A 17,444-nucleotide genomic window follows, 5' to 3' on the forward strand; every position below is an offset into this window, starting at 1 on the left:
TTCCCGGCCGCCGCTGAATTAACGGCGACCGGGCTCGTTGAATTTTCTGTATGCGGCGACTTGCCGGACGACTCAGCGATCCAGGCCGCCCATGCACAGGTACTGGATTTCGAGGTAGTCCTCGATGCCGTACTTCGAGCCTTCGCGGCCAAGCCCGGACTGCTTGACGCCGCCGAACGGCCTTTTTCGCGGCTTACTGAAGCAGTGCGCCAGCCAGGATTTCAAGGCCTTCGTCCATCACTTCGTCGGAAATCGTCAACGGAAACAGGAAGCGAACGACATTGCCGTGGACGCCGCAAGACAGGAGCAGCAACCCCTTCTCCATGGCGCGGGCCTGCACCAGCTTGGAAAACTCCGGATTCGGACTGCCGTCGCGCTTCCGGAACTCCACGGCGATCATGGCGCCAATGCCACGCACTTCGCTGATCTCCGGCACGCGTGACTTCAGAGCATCGAGCTTGTCCTGCAACTTGCGGCCAAGCGCCGCACCGCGCGCGATCAGCTTTTCGCTTTCCAGCACGTCCAGCACCGCCAGCGCGGACGCCACCGCCAGCGGATTGCCGGCATAGGTACCGCCCAGGCCGCCGGGGGCCGGCGCGTCCATGATCTCGGCCCGGCCGCAAACGGCCGACAAGGGCATGCCGCCAGCCAGGCTCTTGGCCATGGTGGTCAAGTCGGGCACCGCGTCGTAGTGCTCCATGGCGAAGAGCTTGCCGGTGCGGCCAAAGCCGGTCTGCACCTCGTCGGCAATCAACAGGATGCCGTGCTCGTCGCAGATGGCGCGCAGGGCGCGCACAAATTCCGCGGGCGCGACATTGAATCCGCCCTCGCCCTGCACGGGTTCGAAAATGAGGGCTGCGACGCGCTTCGGGTCGATGTCGGCCTTGAACAACTGCTGCAGCGCGTTGATCGAGTCCTCGACGCTTACGCCGTGCAAGGCATACGGGTACGGCGCGTGGAACACATCTGACGGGAAGGGTCCGAAGCCGACTTTGTAAGGCACGACCTTGCCGGTCAAGGCCATGCCCATCATGGTGCGGCCGTGGAAACCGCCCGAAAAGGCAATCACGCCAGGACGGCCGGTGGCGGCGCGGGCGATCTTGATGGCGTTCTCGACGGCTTCGGCGCCCGTGGTAAAAAAGGCGGTCTTCTTGGCGAATGCGCCGGGCACGCGGGCATTGATTTTCTCGGCCAGCTCGATATAGCTGGCGTAGGGCACGATCTGGTAGGCCGTGTGGGTGAAGCGCTCCATCTGCTCCTGCATGGCCTGGATCAGGCGCGGGTGACGGTGGCCGGTGTTGAGCACCGCGATGCCCGCCGCAAAGTCGATATAGCGATTGCCCTCCACATCCCAAAGCTCCGCATTCTTGGCGCGCTCGGCGTAGAAATTGCACATCACACCGACGCCGCGGGGGGTGGCGGCATCCTTGCGGCGGACCAGGTCTGCGTTCTTCATGACATTGCTCCTTTGGTTTGGCGTTGTATCCGGGGTCTTCGACCCGTCTAGTCTTGTTAGAGGTGTTCCCGGCGTCGCATTGCATCCTGCGACCCTACCGGTAGACTGATGGCCGGACCAATTCTATGTTTTTCTTTCGGAAACGCCAAATCAATTCTGATATTTGACCCGGTGGTCCGTCCAATCAAAGGGAAATTACCCTCACATCGATGAACACGGAACAAAAATAAGTCCTATGAGTCACTTTTTATTGGGACCATATTGGCCGGACCAACGATTCGACAATCGTCGAAAACTGGAGGGACTTCCATGACACCCCTTGAATTGAGGGCCGGTTTTGGGTATTGATCAGACCATCAGTCAATTCCACCGTGGCACCCATTCCAATGTCATCCCTTCAAGCAGTTTCAGCTCAGCGCCTCTACCGGCTGATCGCAGACCAGATTGCCAGGAAAATCAGTGCCGGCGAATTTGCCCCGGGTGAGCGCCTGCCGGCCGAGCGCGAGCTCGCCGAGCAGCTCAACGTCGCGCGCTCGACGCTGCGCGAAGCGCTGATCGCCCTTGAAATCGGCGGCTATATCGAAGTGCGCGTCGGTAGCGGCGTCTTCGTGCTGGAACCCAAGGAGACCGGGGTGAACACCGCGAATGGCACCGAGCCAGCATCGGACGCCAGCACGGAAATCGACAGCCGCCTTGGAGCCGCGCTGGAAGCCAGTCCGTTTGAGTTGCTGGAAACACGCACCCTGTTCGAACCGGAGTGTGCCGCCCTGGCGGCCCAGCACGGCACGCCAGAGCAGATCGCCGCCATCGAAGAAGCGCACCGGCAGATGAATCCCGATCAATCTCCGGAAGCCGACGACTTCGCCCACGACCGGGCTTTCCACGAAGCCATCGCCGATGCCTGCGGAAATGCCGCCCTGGCATCAGTCGTCACGCATGTCTGGGATCTTTGCGAAGTCAGCCCGCTATACAAGCGCCTGGATAAGCACTTTGTGGACGCATCGGCCTGGCGCGCTGCGGTAGGTGAACACGACCGGATCGTAACCGCCATCGTGGCCCGCGACCCCATACGGGCACGCCATGCCATGGCTTTCCACCTGCTGGCAATCGTCTCCCGCCTCTCGGAAAGAGATCGAGCATATTGCCGAATAGACCTGCCGGACCCGGGGCCAGCCGGGTCATAACCCCCTACCCTTCGCACCCATCCAGGGCAAACCTGACCATCCCCCGCTCCCGCCAGCCTCCACGCGCACCACGCATGCGCATCAACTTGGTTTAAAAGAGTCCAATAAAGTACTTTTTTGGCTGGCACACAGATTGCGTGTTCGGGAAAACGGTACATCAGACGACCAAACAGGCCGGACCACCCGCCCACCAGACCTAGAGAAACTACCTATTACCCTGGTTTTTCTGGTCGTCTACGATATATTGGTCTGACCACCCGGTCGAAAACGCCTTTGCGCGCCATTCAGGAAGCCACATGAACACCGACAACGCCCCCATCATCTCGCCGGAAACCGGTCAGCCACCCCGCAATATGAAAAAGATCGCCGCCGCCAGCGTCATCGGCACGACGGTCGAGTGGTACGACCTGTTTATTTCGCCACGGCTTCGGCCCTGGTCTTTAACAAGGTCTTCTTCCCCGCCTTCGACCCGCTGACCGGAACGTTGCTGGCCTTCGGGACCTTTGCCTCGGCCTATATAGCCCGCATGGTCGGCGCCGCGCTGTTTGGGCATTTCGGCGACAAGGTGGGCCGCAAGTCCATGCTGCTGGTCTCGCTCATCATGATGGGCACGGCCACGTTCGCCATCGGCCTGCTGCCGGACTACCACTCGATCGGTATCTGGGCGCCCATTCTCCTGCTGACCCTGCGCGTCATCCAAGGCCTTGCGCTGGGGGGTGAGTGGGGCGGCGCAGTGTTGATGGCGGTGGAACATGCACCGGCCAACCGGCGCGGGCTCTATGGCTCATGGGTGCAGATCGGCGTCCCTGCCGGCACGCTAATTGCCAACCTGGCATTTCTGCTCAGCAATACGGTGATGTCCAATGAGGCCCTGTTGTCCTGGGGCTGGCGCATCCCATTCCTGGCCAGCGTATTGCTGGTCGGCGTGGGCATGTACATTCGACTGAATACCTCCGAGACGCCGTCGTTCAGCAAGGTCAAGGCCAGTGCCGCGCAAGTCAAGATTCCCCTGGCCGAAGTTCTGACCAAATCGTGGAAGCAGGTCCTGCTGGGCGGCATTGCTACCATGTCCACCGGCACGGCTTTCAACCTGATCGTCGCCTTTGGCCTCACCTACGGCACCCAGACGCTGGGTTTCTCGCGCAACCAGATGCTATCGATCGCACTGATCGCGTGCGCGCTTTGCGTGGTGCTGCTGCCTCTGTTCGGCCTGCTCTCCGACAAGATCGGCCGCAAGCCCGTGATCATTGGCGGGATACTTGCCGAGGCACTACTCGCCTTCCCGCTGTTCTGGCTGCTCGACACCAAGGTGTTTGCCTTCGCCTTGTTTGGCTACCTGCTGATGATGGCCGCTTTCGCCGCCAACTACGGTCCCATCGCGACCTTCCTGGCCGAGTTGTTCGGCACCAAGGTGCGTTACTCCGGCCTGTCGATCAGCTACATGCTGTCCGGTCTGCTGGGCAGCGCGGCCACGCCGATCATCACAACGGCGCTGCTGTCCGCCACGGGCCGCGGCTCGTCGGTGGCGTGGTACATGATCGGGTCCGCGCTGATTTCCGCCGTGGCGCTGCTACTGCTTGCCGAGACACTGAGGAAGGAGGCGTCTGCCCCGGCCTCCCCGATGGATGCCAAGACCTCGCTGTCCTGAACCGCATTGCCGGACCGATACCATGCAAATCAACCTCGACGTCGCGCTACTGAGCCGGCTTGAACGCGTAAGCTTTCCCACACTCGGGCACTTCCTTGAAGATGGCTTTGCGAGCCACGAAATCCGGGCGCTCACGCCCAATGTGAAGTTTGTTGGCCGTGCCGTCACCCTGCGCCTGGCCACACCCAATGCCATTGCCGTGAACCGCGCGCTGGCCCGCCTCGCGCCCGGCGACGTACTGGTGATCGACGCCTGCGGCGATCACGCCCACGCGCCGGTTGGCGCGGTTACCGGCACCGCCGCATTGTGCGCGGGCGCCAAAGGCATCGTGGTGGATGGCGTGACAACAGATATCCTGGAACTGCGTGCGATGGGGATACCGGTGTTCGCGCGGGGCACCAGCGCCCTCACCACGAAGCGGATCGATGAAGGCCGCAGCGCCGTCAACGAGCCGGTGATCTGTGGCGGTGTCACCGTCAATCCCGGCGACTTCGTCCTGGCGGACGACAACGGCGTGGTATTCCTGGCCTCGGATGTGGCCGCCGGCATCATTGACCAGGCACTGGCGTCCGATGAAGCCGAGCCCGCCATCCTGGCGCGCCTGCGGGCGGGTGAGGCCGCTGCTACCGTACTGTTCCAGGGCGCCTGATTGCCGCCCGATCTCAATGCAATACAGAATGCGAGATTCCTCATGAGCACCCAGCCCCAACGTGTGGCGACGCGACCGGCAGCGCTGCGGCGCAGCTGGATCTTCGTGCCGGGCCTGGACCCGGTACTTCAGCACACCGCGATGGAGAGCGGCCCCGATGTGGTGGTCGCCGACCTCGAAGAATTCACCAGCCCTGCAGACCGCCCCGCAGCGCGCGCGCGGATCGTTGCCTTGATGGCCGAATGCCGCGCGCGCGGTATCGTCGGTGCCGTGCGCATCAACAAGCTCGATGGCGATGGACGGGACGACCTGCGCAGCGTCATGCCAGGCGCGCCCGCCGCCATCTTCCTTCCCCACACGGAAACGGCGGAGCAGATCGAGTTACTTGACCAGGAAATCACCAGGTTGGAGCGCGAATTCGGCGTAGCGCCCCGGCAAACGGAGATCGTACCGACACTGGAATCCGCGCGCGGCATCGTCTGCGCCGCCGCTATCCTGTCGGCCAGCAAGCGGATCAGCGCCTGCCTGCTGGCGGCCGAGGACCTGAGCGCGGATCTGGATGCGGTACGCGCCCAGGACGGCATCGAGTTGCACCATATCCGCGCGCGCTTCCTGGTCGATTGCATTGCCGCAGGCTGCGTGCCGATCGACTGCCCGTTCAACTACCAGGATCCCACCGCGCTGTCGGCCGACCTGGCCTGGGCCCGCCGGATTGGGCTCAAGGCAAAATGCACCGTGTATCCGCATCAAATCGCCGCCATCCACGCGGCGTTCACACCGTCTGCGCAACAGGTCGTGCAAGCGCAGGATAATGTCCGCAGGTACGAGGCGGTTCGCGATGGTCGGCCCGCCGAGGGCGCGCGGGTGGACCCGCCAGACTACAACACCGCGCGCAGGCTATTGGCGCGCGACGCCAGTTTCCGGCAATGGGCGCTGGACAGCGGCGAAACGGCTTCCTCCTAGCGCCGCCGGGAGCACGGCAGGGACAAGATGCATCCCGGCGCGCCCCTTCCCACCAGCCGTTCAGGCAGACTCGCCCGCTATGGGCGTTGCCTTGCGCATGCGCCGCGCGCGCGCATGCAGCCGGCGCAATATCACGTCGAATGACTCCAGTTGCCGGTTGATCTCCGCCTGGCCCTGCTCCACCAGATAGGCCCGGAAGGCAACCGCCACGCGCGGCAGGCGTACACCCGGCAGGTTCAACACATACCAGTCGCGCTCGATGGGATTGCCTTGCAGCGGCAGAAGTCCGATCAGCCCTGCCTGGAACTCCAGTGTGCACGCGTGCAGAGATAGAAACGCTACGCCCAGGCCCGCAGACACCATCCGCTTGATGGCCGCGTTGCTGGAAAGCTCGGAACCCCGAGGCAGCCGCAGACCCGCCTCCTTGAAAAGACGCTCCACGGTGTTGCGCGTCCCCGAGCCGCGTTCGCGCACCAGCAAATTCTCCTCTACCAGATCTTGCAGGGTGAGATGGCGGCGCGACATCAGCGGATGGTCCGGTGCCGCGATAAACGCCATCGGATGCTTGGCAAAGGCGGTCGCATGAGTGCGGATATCCGTGGGTGGCCGGCCAATGATGGCGAGGTCGATCTCATGCATCGCGAGCATGCGGACGATCTCCTCGCGATTGCCGACATGAAGCTTGATCTTGACATCTGGGCTGTCCGCCGTGAATGCCACCAGCATCGATGGCAGCAGGTATTCCGCAGTCGTGATGGCACCCACCCGGAGCGTCCCCGCGAGACTGCCCTTGAGCGCCGCCACCTCCTCGGTGGCGTCGCGCCAGAGCCGCAGTATCTGCCCGGCGTAGCCGGCCATCACCTCGCCCGCAGGCGTGAGTTGCATACCCCGGCCCGCACGCTGCACCAGTGGCGCCCCGATGGCCTCCTCCAGCAACTTGAGCTGCAGCGACACCGTGGGCTGCGTGATGTGCAGCTCCTCCGCTGCCCGAGATACACCACCCAGGCGGGCAATGGCATCGATGGCGTTGAGCTGCCGAAAAGTGGTGGTTCTATTCATAGTAGAAAACCTATCAGTCGGTTTTATAAACTAATTTTTCAATATGAAGCGGCTACCTTATAGTGCTCTGACCGGAAACGCAATCGCGTCCGCGTATCGAAAAACGCAGTGCATAGGGGACGGAAGATGTCGCTTGAATTGCTAGTGCTTACCCTGGACGATGTGCTCATCCGGGCGGACGAACTAAGGTACGGTATTGATAACGCTTCGCAAAAAGGCGGCTCCGCTCACTCGCAACAAGCGACCTATCGCGACGGCTGTGGCATCCGCATCCGCGCCCAGGCAGCAGCACTCATGCATAGCGCTGAGATGGATGGTGCTCGACTGGCACTCGCGGCCCCCATCTCGTCGCGGATACTGTGTGGGCTGCTCGACGCCGCCATCGGACCGGACTGGCCCGATCGTTTCACCGTGGTCGCCACTGCCGACGCCCTATCCTCCAGAGAGACAGAAGCTGATCTCTACAGGCTGATACTGCGCACAACAGGCGTGCCGGCGCACCGCGCGTTGCTGATCTGCGCCACGCAAAGCAGCCTGCGCGCCGCCAAATCCATTGGGATGCATACCGCTGCCGTACAGCCGGAAGGCAGCGACGTGCCGCAATATGAGGGGACAACGCTTCCGAACTCCACCGGCGCGGTCTGGCCGGACTTCCACACGCTGGAGTTGATCGCGAATGGCCTGTCCCCTTCCCATAGCGCTTGCCGCGCCACAGCTGTGCCGGCAGTGAGCTAGATCGTCAGCCTGCGTGCCACGGCTTGCAAGACCCAAATTGCGGAGATTCCCATGAGAAAGATCGTTATCGTCGGCGGCGGCGCCGCAGGACTACAGGTGGCCACGCGCCTCGGCCGGCGTCTTGGCAAGCGCGGCCTAGCCGAAGTCATTCTGATCGATCGTAGTCCCACGCATCTGTGGAAGCCCTTGCTACATGAGGTGGCTGCAGGTCGCCTTGAGCCCGTTGTCCACCATACCTCCTTCGCCCTGCAGGCTGAACGTCATCGGTTTCGCTTTGTACAAGGCGAACTGCAAGCGGTAGATCGTAGCAACCGCACCATCTCCATTGCTCTCTCCGGCACGGGAGACGGCGAGAATGGCCAGGTCCAGTCCATTGCCTACGATAAACTGGTGCTCGCTGTTGGCGGTGTCACCCAGTACTTTGGCGTGCCGGGAGCAAGGGAGCACGCCTTGACGCTGGACAGCGTCAGTAGCGCGGAGGAAGTGCGTGAGCGCGTATTTACCGCCTTGCGCCGTCGTACCGCGCTGGCCGACACTCAGCAACAAGCGCAGAGCGCCAAGATGCGAGTCGCCATCGTTGGCGCTGGTGCCACCGGTGTCCAGCTTGCAGCCCAGTTGCGTAGAACATCTCGAGTACTGAATCGCTATGGCATCCACCGGCTCGACCCGGTGGCGGGCGTGGATATTTGCCTGATTGAAGCATCTCCTGCCGTTCTCCCAGGCATGGGTACACGGATCGCCGCGCGCGTCGGCGAGCAACTGGCGAGCCTGAACATCCGAGTCCAATGCAACGCCAAGGTGACGTCGGTCAGCCAGGATGGCCTGACAGTCGCAGGACAGCCGCCGATGCCGACGGATATTGTCATCTGGGCGGCGGGCGTTGCCGCGCCTGCGCTTCTCGGCACATTCCAGTTGCCGGTCAATGCGAAAGGACAAATTCGCGTTCTGCCCACATTGCAGTGTGTCGTCGACGAGCATATCTATGCGATTGGCGACTGCGCAAGCTGCAGGTTGCGGGACCTAGAGGCCGAGCTTCCTACCCGGGCGCAGGTCGCATACCAGCAAGCGCTATATCTTGCCAAAGCATTGCCACAGCACCTCGCCGGCAAATCGGCCGCGGGATTTCGTTACCGCGACCACGGCTCCCTGGTCGCCCTGGCGGGCAGCAGCACGATTGCAAAGCTAGCCGCCACGCCGGGCAAGGATGACGGCTGGCATGTCGAAGGCAGACTCGCGGCCTTGCTCCACCACGCTATCTATCGGCGGCACGTGATAAACATCCACGGCTGGCTGCGAGCCTTAGGCATGACATTGGCCCAGGGCTTGGAGCGCTTGCTTGCGGCAGGGTCGCGATTGCATTGACGCCATTGCGCAGCAGTCCAACTTTTTTGCTTTGTCCTGCGGCCTCAAGGCTTGGCACCCCTTAGGCTCGTTGTCGAATCGCGGAGGTAAGAGCCTGCCGGCAAGCATCAAACAAAGACGGACAAAGCGACCCTACGCTCCACTCCTCATCCATTGCTAGCGCAGTGCAGCGTCCCTTTGTGACGCCTGCGGCTCGTCAGACGCGCCCGCTCACGCGGTGAATGCCCCTTGGCCAATCCTGCGACACCGCCCACGCGCTCAGTGGCAACGTCTAAGCCACTTTGAGCTCTCGCACGGCAATAATACTTATTCCTCTAAGTATTTTCCCTTGGTTTCCATACTGCCTTCTTGTCATCGCCGTCTCGCCTCATTATGCTTAGTTCACTAAGCTTTTTCTCGAAAACAAGCGATATGCGCGACCGACCCTAACGGGGAGACGTCCGCCAGGAGTGCGATGCAATGATCACCAAGGAAGAAAACGAACTGCTGTGTCGAGTTGAAGGTGAGGCGCCGATGGGGCAGTTGATGCGACGACACTGGACGCCGGTCTGCCTGATCGAGGAGGTCTCGGAGCCTGACGGTGCGCCCGTGAAAGCGCGCGTCTTCGGGGAGGACTTGGTGGTATTCCGCGACAGCGATGGTCGAGTCGGCGTGATGGACGAGTACTGCCCACACCGTCGAGCCTCTCTGGTCTACGGCCGCAACGAAGAAGGCGGATTGCGCTGCCTCTACCACGGCTGGAAGATGGACGTCGAAGGCAATGTGCTGGAGATGGTTTCGGAGCCCACCTCGAGCTGCATGGCAGAAAAGGTCAAGCATAAGGCGTATCCCACCAAGGAATGGGGTGAGATGGTCTGGGCGTATATGGGCCCGGCGGAATCGGTACCGGAATTCACGCCGCCACCATGGGCGCCGACTGAAGACGCCCGCGTGAGCATTGCCAAGGTGCTCCTGCCCTGCAACTGGGCGCAGGTGCTCGAAGGAGCGATCGATTCGGCCCACAGTTCCAGCCTGCACAGCTCCGACATAGTTCCGGCGCGGGTGAACGGCGCAAAGGCCACCGCCAACCTCTGGCTGCGCCCGTCGACCGACAAGGCGCCGCGCCTGCAGGTGCAGCGCGGCAGCTACGGGTTCCGGTATGCCGCCATCCGCCGGCCCATCCACCAGGCGCAGACCCACGACTATGTCCGCTCGACCGTGTTCGTTGCCCCTGCGACGGCACTGATTCCTCCGAACAATCTCTACAACGTCGCCAACGTCAACGTCCCGATGGATGACACGAACACGGCGTTCTACTTCATTGCCTGGGGCCATCCTGCGCAGACACCCGAGACCGAATCCTGGCGCAAGTTCCTCCGCCAGACCGTGGGCGTGGACCTGGACCCGTACTATCGGCCGCTGCGCAATACGGAAAACCGCTTCTGGCAGGATCGACAGGCCATGAAAGCTGGCAACTTCACCGGCATCTCGGGCTTTCCCAACCAGGACGTGGCAATGTGGCTGACGATGGGGCCGATTGCGGACCGAACCCATGATCGGCTCGGCGCCAGCGACCTCGCCATCGTCGAGTTCCGCAAGCAGATGCTGGATGCCGTCAAGGCCTTCCAGGCAGGCAGCGACGCGATCGGCACCGGCGCCAACGTGATTGCGCCCGACATCTGCGCGTTCCAGGCCGTCGTGCCGAAGACGGACGACTGGCGGACCTTCGATGTCTCCTATGTATGGGCGGATGGTCAGGAGCGGCCGGAGCTCGAACCCTCTTACTCGATCAGGGCATAGCTCTCGGCGCCGCCTCATTCGTCAGACCCCGCCCCCAAGGCCATCACACAATGACAAAACTACGCCTTTCCGTCGCCATGGGCGACTATGACCGTACCCGCGCCCTGCTCGATGGTCGGGTCCAGATCGACGGTGTCGATCCGGTCTACATGACGCTCAACCCGGAGGAGATGTTCTTCCGGGCGATGCGCAGCCAGGACTTCGATATCACGGAGCTTTCCTTCTCGAGCTACCTGGTCAAGCACTCGCGAGGCGACTGCCCGTACATCGCCGTCCCCGTCTTTCTCTCGCGCGCTTTCCGCCATACATCGATCTATGTTCGCAAGGACCGCATAAAGCGGCCTGAAGACTTGAAGGGCTGCCGCATCGGCATCCCCGAATACCAGCTCACCGCAATCGTATGGGCGCGAGCGCTCCYCCAGGACGAGTTCGGTGTCCGCCCGTCCGACGTCACGTGGGTGCGCGGCGGCATCGATACGCCGGGCCGCCCTGAGAAGGTCAAGCTCGAGTTGCCGGCCGACGTTCGCGTCGAGGCCGCGCCGGAAGGACGCACGATCTCGGACATGCTCGACCGCGGCGAAATCGATGGATTCATCGCCCCCCGGCCGCCTAGCGCCACGGCATTGCGCAACGAGAACATTGCCTGGTTGTTCGATGACCCTACCGCGGACGCCAAGGACTATTTCCGTCGCACGGGTGTCTTTCCGATCATGCACGTGGTTGGCGTCCGGAAGACACTGGTGCAAGCCCATCCCTGGCTTCCCGGCGCGGTGTTCAAGGCCTTCAGCCAGTCCAAGGCCCACGCACTCGCACAGCTGTCCGACACGTCGGCGACGAAGGTGACGATGCCCTTTGTCGAGGAGATGCTGAAGGCCGCTCGCGAGACACTCGGCGAGGACTACTGGTCCTATGGTGTTCAAGCGAACCGCCGGACTCTGGAAACCTTCGTGCGGCATCACCATGGTCAAGGACTGTCCGAGCGCCTGGTGCCGGTGGAAGATATCTTCCACCCGTCCACCTATGAGTCATACAGCATTTGACAAAATCGCGCGTGACTCGTGTCGAGACGCGCGCCCCTGGGAGCAAGGATGTTCGAGTACAACGAGAGCCTCGAGCAGGCGCTTCATCGCAATGTCGAGGATGCCCTGCGGGAGGACATCGAGCGCACAGACTGGACGGCTCAGTTCGTGGCGGTTGAGCTGACCAAGGACGTACGCGCCATCGACCTGTCGATGCGATTCGACGCCTGACGAGAGAGAGACTTATGACGACCATCACACAGCCCCACTCTGATACGCAGATGCTCCTGCGCATCACACGCATCCATGATGCGGCGGAGGGTATCCGCAGCTTCGAGTTCGTGCTGCCCGATGGCGCCGACCTGCCGCCCTTCACGCCGGGCTCGCATATCAAGGTGCAGGCGCCCAACGGCCTGCTGAGGAAGTACTCGCTGTGCAACGACCCCGCGGAACGTCACCGCTACATCATCACCGTGAAGCGTGACGCCAACGGGAAGGGCGGCTCCATCAGTCTTTGCGACGACGCCAGGGAAGGCGACCTGATTCCCGTTGGCGTGCCGGAGAACGCATTTCCCCTCGTCGACAATGCCAAGGCATTCATCTTCATCGCCGGTGGCATCGGCATCACGCCCATCCTGTCGATGATCCGCAGCTTTGGCGAACTGTCGACGGCCAAGTGGAAGCTCTACTATTTCACGCGCTCACCGGAGACCGCCGCGTTCCTGGATGAGTTGCAGGCACCCGAACTCCGGGGCAAGGTGAAGATCCATCATGACTTCGGGAGTCCCGACAAGGCATTCGACCTGTGGCCGGTGCTGGAGAGGCCGTGCGACACCCACATCTACTGCTGCGGCCCGCGGGGGCTGATGGACGCCGTGCGTGACATGTCGGGTCACTGGCCCGCCACGAAGATCCACTTTGAAAGCTTCAACGAAGGGGGCGAGGTGCGCGCGGACGACAAGCCGTTCGATATCGTGCTGAACAGCACTGGGCAGCGCTTCGAGGTTCCGGTGGGCATGAGTATTCTGAATGTCCTGCGCCAGCATGGCTGTGACGTGCCGTCTTCCTGCGAGAGCGGAACCTGCGGTACCTGCCGCACCACACTGGTGGCGGGCGAGGCGGACCACCGTGACATGGTCCTGATGCCGGAAGAGATGGAAAGCCAAGTGATGATCTGCGTCTCGCGGGCGAAGAGCGCCGAACTGGTGATCAAGCTATGAAACGCAAACCTGACGGAAAGGTGCGCCTGGGCGTCGTCGGACTCGGCCGCGCGTTCTCACTCATGCTGCCGACTTTCCTTGCAGACGACCGCATCGTCCTCGCCGCCGCCTGCGACCCGCGTGACACTGCGCGCCGGCAATTTGCGCGCGATTTCGGCGCCCCGGTATACGAGGACCTGTCCGAGATGGCGCTCTCGCCCGATATCGATGCCGTCTACATTGCCAGTCCACATCAGTTCCACGCCGCCCACGCATGCCTTGCCGCGGCGAATGGGAAGCACCTGCTGGTCGAGAAGCCGATGGCATTGTCGACGGCGGAGTGCGACCAGATGATCGAGGCGTGCGCCCGTGCTGGAGTGCAAATGATCGTCGGGCATTGCCACAGCTTCGATTCCCCCTATCTGCACACCCGTCGCCTCCTCGACTCGGGCCGCTTCGGCGCAGTGCGGATGATCCATGCGCTGAACTACACGGACTTTATGTACCGGCCGCGACGCCCAGAGGAACTTCAGACCGAGGCTGGCGGTGGGGTCGTCTTCAGCCAGGCGGCGCACCAGGTCGACGTGGTCCGCCTGCTCGCCGGATCCCCGGCCAGTCGGGTCAGGGCGACACTCGGGCAATGGGATCCAGCCAGACCGACGGAAGGTGCATATTCCGCCATGCTCTGGTTTGAGAACGGAAGCTATGCCTCCCTGACCTATAGCGGCTATGGCCGTTTCAATTCGGACCCCTGGAACGGCGAATTCACCGAAATGGGTTTCTCAGCCCACGACGAGGACTATGGAAAGGCGCGCCGCAGGCTGGCCGGCATCGGCTCGGCCGAGGCGGAAGCACGACTAAAGGCAGACGCCACCTACGGCGGCCCTTCGTGGACACCGCCGGCCAGCGCCCAACCCCCACTCGCCAACCAGCACTTCGGCCCTGTTATTGTCAGCTGCGAGCACGCCGACATCCGCCCCATGCCCGACGGGATCTGGGTCTATGGTGATCGGGAACGCGAACACATCCCGCTGCCAGCGCCGGCGGTGCCACGATTCGAGGTCATTGACGAATTGATTGACGCCGTCGTACACGGACGGCGCCCACGCCACGACGGGCCCTGGGCAAAGGCTACGCTCGCGGTCTGTCTCGCGATGCTGGCCTCGGCGCGCGAGGCCCGGGACATCGAGTTGCCCCATCAGGCTTGGCCGGTCTAGCAGTGCCCTATATAAAAAGAGAGGAGACAAGAAATGAGACGCCCCACAAACCATCTCACACGGCGCAGGCTGTGCCTGTGCCTGGCGGCCGCCGCATTCGCCCCAACGACGGCTCTGGCAAGCCCCGATGCCTGGCCTAACAAGGCGGTCCGGCTGATCGTTCCTTATGCGCCAGGTGGCCTGCCTGACACCGTTGCTCGTGTGCTGTCGCAGCAATTGACACAACGGCTGGGCAAGCCGTTCGTGGTCGAGAATCGTCCCGGCGCCAATGGTGTCGTGGCCGCGCAGGCGCTCAAAACGAGTCCCGCCGACGGCTATACCTTTCTGGTCACTGATGGGTCAATGATGACAATCAACCCTGTGATCTACAAAGATCTGTCCTATGAGCCCAAGCGCGATTTCGTGCCGGTGTCATTGGCGGCGAGATCTCCGCTCTTTCTAGCCGTCAATGCCAGTGTGCCGGCGAACTCGCTCCAATCCTTTATTGCGCTCGCAAAGTCGAAGCCGGGGCAACTCAATTACGGCTCTTCCGGCATAGGGAGMACCCATCAACTATCGATGGAAGCGCTGAAAGCCGCACTCAAGCTCGATATCAAGCACATCCCCTTCCGCGGCTCCGGCCAATCCGTCCCGGCGCTGATCGGGGACCAGGTGCAGGTGGTCTTCGCCGCGTTGCCATCGCTATCGGGCTTCGTGAAGTCCGGCCAGGTCAAGATCCTCGGCACCAACTCGCTGCAGCGATCCAAGCTTGCGCCGCAAATTCCGGCCATCTCGGAAGTGGTGCCCGGGTACGACTATGCCGTGACAGTCGGCGTGCTCGCGGCCGCGGGAACGCCTAATGCCGTGGTGAAGCAGATGTCAGATGCCATCGCGAATGCCGTCAAAATGCCCGAAGTCATATCGCAGTTGCACATCGCAGGCATAGAGCCGGTGGGTGGGTCGAGCGCGGACTACACGAAGGCGCTCGGCGACGAGACAGCGCGCTATGTCGAAGCCATCAAGGTGGCCCAGGTAGTTGCGGAGTAGAGTTCTCCACTCGGTACGGATATCGAAAATGCAATCGCAGGTCCCCGCAGTTCGAACTCCTGCGGGAGAACGATGAAATTCACGGCGCGCAATACCGAGCATATGGCACAACGGTAGAGTTGGTCGCCTCGGGTCTTGAGCGGGGACGCATCGGCGTCTCCGCCATCCGGCCGCGCTATCACGTATGACCAGTAGATCCCGCGCCCAGCATCGACGCACGTCGGGAACGTGCTGAGGCTCTGCCTACGGTGACGTAGTCATCCGCATTGCGGCTTTTGCTGGACAAATCTCCACGTGCCGTTGAATGTCCAAGCTGGTTATCCCTGGCATGATGTTAATATTAGAATCATAAGTAAATCCTGCCGGCGATACCCTCATCCGCACGCTGCGCCATACCGGCCCCCGGCGTGCGGCCTATGCCAGAGCCGGATTTGCGATAATCCGCTCTTCCTCTCGAAGAGCCGTCCGGACCTTTCCATGCCGAGAAACACCAGAGAGACGGAAATTGCCAGTCGCATGCTGCGGCACTGGCACGAAGGAGTGCCCAACGACCGGATGGCGCATCTCGTCAAGGACGCGACGCGGGGATTTCTGCGAGCGCTACAGACGAGGCTTGCCCGCCACGATGTGCAATTGGGGCACTGGACCTTCCTGCGCATCCTATGGGAGCGAGACGGCCTCACGAAGCGCGAGCTCAGCATAGAGGCCGGCGTGATGGAACCCACCACGGTCGTCGCGCTCAAGACCATGGAGAAACTGGGTTACGTCAGCCTCGAACAGCGACCCGACAACCGCAAGAATATCTACGTTTTCCTGACACCTCTGGGCAAGAAATTGAAGAAGCTACTTGTTCCGCTTGCCGAAGAAGTCAACGCATTGGCCCTGAATGGCATTCCAGAAAAGGAAGTGGAAACGACTCGCCGCGCGCTGCTTGTGATGATCGACAATCTCGGTGCCGATGCCCACATAGAGTAGCTGCTATCCAAAACGTGCACAAATGTGCGCGTCCGGTTCCTGCCCCGAACCTCCTGACTGGCCAGGCTCGTATCTGACAGGCTTAACTTTCCCGACAGCCTCGGGTAGTGAAATCATTTGTTCAAGGTTGACGCTCGCGTTAAAGTCTCTGTCATGGCGCGTGTCACAGCTTACGCAAGTCCACTCTCGATCCCTTAACGTCAAAGCCGAATTTACCTCGCCGCAGCATGAGCAACGCTTTGAGCTAGGAAAGAAGCGATCCGCAGTCACTAGCGTTGTCCCATACCAAGTGCTCTTGTACTCGATCTGGCGACGAATCTCCCCAAATGCCACGTCGAGAATGGCGCGGTTCAGGCCAGCCTTTTGACGGACATTTCTTCCYGGTTTGTCGACACTCCCCTTGGCGCTTGCAGTCATTCCCTGCACAGACAAGTCCTCGATGCCCAACGTTTGGTTTTCACGTGYGAGCGAGGTCGTCATCTTGTGCGTGAAGTCATTGCGAATGCACCTGATCTTTCGATGCTGATCAGCGAGCTTTCGCGATGCCTTCTCACGGTTCTTGGACGGGAGAAGACGCACCCCCTTGGGAATCCGGCCCTTTTTACCTAGGCCCATACGTTGYTTCTGCGCTTCCATCTTGCGCGACACCGACCGCTGCAACCTCGTCAACCGCTTCTGCGCCTTCTTCAGCGCACGCGGCGTCKCATAACGTTTGCCRTCAGAGCAGACGATTTCCTTGACGTTGAGGTCGACGCCGGTGACCGGGCGGCGAGTCGCCGGCYCAATCCAGCATATGTCCACCTCCTGCTGCAGCGACAGATACCAGCGTGTGCCATCGCGTGACACCGTGGCGCCCATTATCTTGCCGCCGAACCGCGGAGCCTCTTTCATCCTCACCTTGCCCAGCACGGGCAGACGTACCTGCCTCTCACCTACGGTCAGCTTGTCGTTGGCGACGTAGAAAGCATCGCGCGCCTCTCCCTTCCGCTTGAAGACAGGGCGATAAGCATTCTTTCCCCTTTTTACGTCGTCGAAGAACTTGCTCCAGGCCTTGCTCAGATTGGCAAAGGGCTGCGCATGCGAGTCACGATGCATGTCCTTCAGCCAGGGRAAYTCGGCATATTTGAATGCGTTGAATTGCTTCTTGAGTGCCAGTGCATTCGGCTTCGAGCC

Annotated in this window: 18 protein-coding genes; 14 read left to right on the plus strand and 4 right to left on the minus strand. The window is 61.8% G+C overall.

The genetic code is table 11. The features are described 5' to 3' along the window. Window positions 1–72 precede the first annotated feature (72 nt). Window positions 73–225, minus strand: coding sequence for an aldehyde dehydrogenase family protein (locus AB4Z48_RS36975; RefSeq protein WP_441623300.1), 153 nt, complete (start codon window positions 223–225; stop codon window positions 73–75). Next, entirely contained in the window at window positions 194–1,456 is a 1,263-nt protein-coding gene (gene gabT, locus AB4Z48_RS36980) for a 4-aminobutyrate--2-oxoglutarate transaminase (protein WP_441623301.1), read from the minus strand. The genes AB4Z48_RS36975 and gabT overlap by 32 nt, the downstream gene beginning before the upstream one ends. Window positions 1,457–1,842: 386 nt before the next feature. Between gabT and AB4Z48_RS36985 the strand changes: the two genes are divergently transcribed. The 5 genes from AB4Z48_RS36985 to AB4Z48_RS37005 all read left to right on the plus strand — a co-directional run bounded on the left by AB4Z48_RS36985 (window position 1,843) and on the right by AB4Z48_RS37005 (window position 5,900). Further along, entirely contained in the window at window positions 1,843–2,640 is a 798-nt protein-coding gene (locus tag AB4Z48_RS36985) for a FadR/GntR family transcriptional regulator (RefSeq protein WP_441623303.1), read from the plus strand. Window positions 2,641–2,936: 296 nt separating this feature from the next. Continuing rightward, window positions 2,937–3,116, plus strand: coding sequence for a hypothetical protein (locus tag AB4Z48_RS36990; protein WP_441623305.1), 180 nt, complete (start codon window positions 2,937–2,939; stop codon window positions 3,114–3,116). Further along, entirely contained in the window at window positions 3,038–4,288 is a 1,251-nt protein-coding gene (locus AB4Z48_RS36995) for an MFS transporter (protein WP_441623307.1), read from the plus strand. The genes AB4Z48_RS36990 and AB4Z48_RS36995 overlap by 79 nt, the downstream gene beginning before the upstream one ends. 22 nt (window positions 4,289–4,310) lie before the next feature. After that, window positions 4,311–4,937, plus strand: coding sequence for an RraA family protein (locus AB4Z48_RS37000; RefSeq protein WP_441623309.1), 627 nt, complete (start codon window positions 4,311–4,313; stop codon window positions 4,935–4,937). Window positions 4,938–4,979: 42 nt separating this feature from the next. Continuing rightward, window positions 4,980–5,900, plus strand: a complete 921-nt coding sequence (locus AB4Z48_RS37005) for an HpcH/HpaI aldolase/citrate lyase family protein (RefSeq protein WP_441623311.1) — start codon at window positions 4,980–4,982, stop codon at window positions 5,898–5,900. Window positions 5,901–5,960: 60 nt separating this feature from the next. On the opposite strand, the gene AB4Z48_RS37010 is transcribed toward AB4Z48_RS37005, so the two are convergent. Next, window positions 5,961–6,959, minus strand: a complete 999-nt coding sequence (locus AB4Z48_RS37010; RefSeq protein WP_441623313.1) for a LysR family transcriptional regulator — start codon at window positions 6,957–6,959, stop codon at window positions 5,961–5,963. Between the two features lie 126 nt (window positions 6,960–7,085). Here AB4Z48_RS37010 and AB4Z48_RS37015 point away from each other — a divergent pair, with 126 nt between their 5' ends. The 9 genes from AB4Z48_RS37015 to AB4Z48_RS37055 all read left to right on the plus strand — a co-directional run bounded on the left by AB4Z48_RS37015 (window position 7,086) and on the right by AB4Z48_RS37055 (window position 16,271). Continuing rightward, on the plus strand, window positions 7,086–7,694 hold the full coding sequence (locus AB4Z48_RS37015) for a hypothetical protein (RefSeq protein WP_441623315.1): 609 nt from the start codon (window positions 7,086–7,088) through the stop codon (window positions 7,692–7,694). A 51-nt stretch (window positions 7,695–7,745) separates the two neighbouring features. Then, window positions 7,746–9,056: an NAD(P)/FAD-dependent oxidoreductase gene (locus AB4Z48_RS37020; protein WP_441623317.1), complete on the plus strand. Its 1,311-nt coding sequence runs from the start codon at window positions 7,746–7,748 to the stop codon at window positions 9,054–9,056. A 459-nt stretch (window positions 9,057–9,515) separates the two neighbouring features. Further along, the gene (locus tag AB4Z48_RS37025; RefSeq protein ID WP_441623319.1) at window positions 9,516–10,835 is read left to right on the plus strand and encodes a Rieske 2Fe-2S domain-containing protein; all 1,320 of its coding nucleotides are present in this window, start codon (window positions 9,516–9,518) and stop codon (window positions 10,833–10,835) included. Window positions 10,836–10,885: 50 nt separating this feature from the next. Beyond that, window positions 10,886–11,875 (plus strand): ABC transporter substrate-binding protein, encoded by a 990-nt coding sequence (locus tag AB4Z48_RS37030; RefSeq protein WP_441623321.1) that lies wholly within the window; start codon window positions 10,886–10,888, stop codon window positions 11,873–11,875. 48 nt (window positions 11,876–11,923) lie between these two features. Continuing rightward, entirely contained in the window at window positions 11,924–12,085 is a 162-nt protein-coding gene (locus AB4Z48_RS37035; RefSeq protein ID WP_441623323.1) for a hypothetical protein, read from the plus strand. A gap of 14 nt (window positions 12,086–12,099) precedes the next feature. After that, window positions 12,100–13,074 (plus strand): PDR/VanB family oxidoreductase, encoded by a 975-nt coding sequence (locus AB4Z48_RS37040; protein ID WP_441623325.1) that lies wholly within the window; start codon window positions 12,100–12,102, stop codon window positions 13,072–13,074. After that, window positions 13,071–14,270 (plus strand): Gfo/Idh/MocA family protein, encoded by a 1,200-nt coding sequence (locus tag AB4Z48_RS37045; RefSeq protein WP_441623327.1) that lies wholly within the window; start codon window positions 13,071–13,073, stop codon window positions 14,268–14,270. Before AB4Z48_RS37040 ends, AB4Z48_RS37045 begins: the two co-directional genes overlap by 4 nt. Window positions 14,271–14,303: 33 nt before the next feature. Then, window positions 14,304–15,296: a Bug family tripartite tricarboxylate transporter substrate binding protein gene (locus AB4Z48_RS37050; RefSeq protein WP_441623328.1), complete on the plus strand. Its 993-nt coding sequence runs from the start codon at window positions 14,304–14,306 to the stop codon at window positions 15,294–15,296. 477 nt (window positions 15,297–15,773) lie between these two features. Further along, the gene (locus AB4Z48_RS37055) at window positions 15,774–16,271 is read left to right on the plus strand and encodes a MarR family winged helix-turn-helix transcriptional regulator (protein WP_441623330.1); all 498 of its coding nucleotides are present in this window, start codon (window positions 15,774–15,776) and stop codon (window positions 16,269–16,271) included. Window positions 16,272–16,274: 3 nt separating this feature from the next. Here the strand turns inward: AB4Z48_RS37055 and AB4Z48_RS37060 are convergent. Continuing rightward, window positions 16,275–17,444: RNA-guided endonuclease InsQ/TnpB family protein (locus tag AB4Z48_RS37060; protein ID WP_441623332.1), on the minus strand; the 1,170-nt coding region annotated here is incomplete at its 5' end.

This window comes from Cupriavidus sp. 2TAF22 (assembly GCF_052115045.1).
Lineage (GTDB): Bacteria > Pseudomonadota > Gammaproteobacteria > Burkholderiales > Burkholderiaceae > Cupriavidus.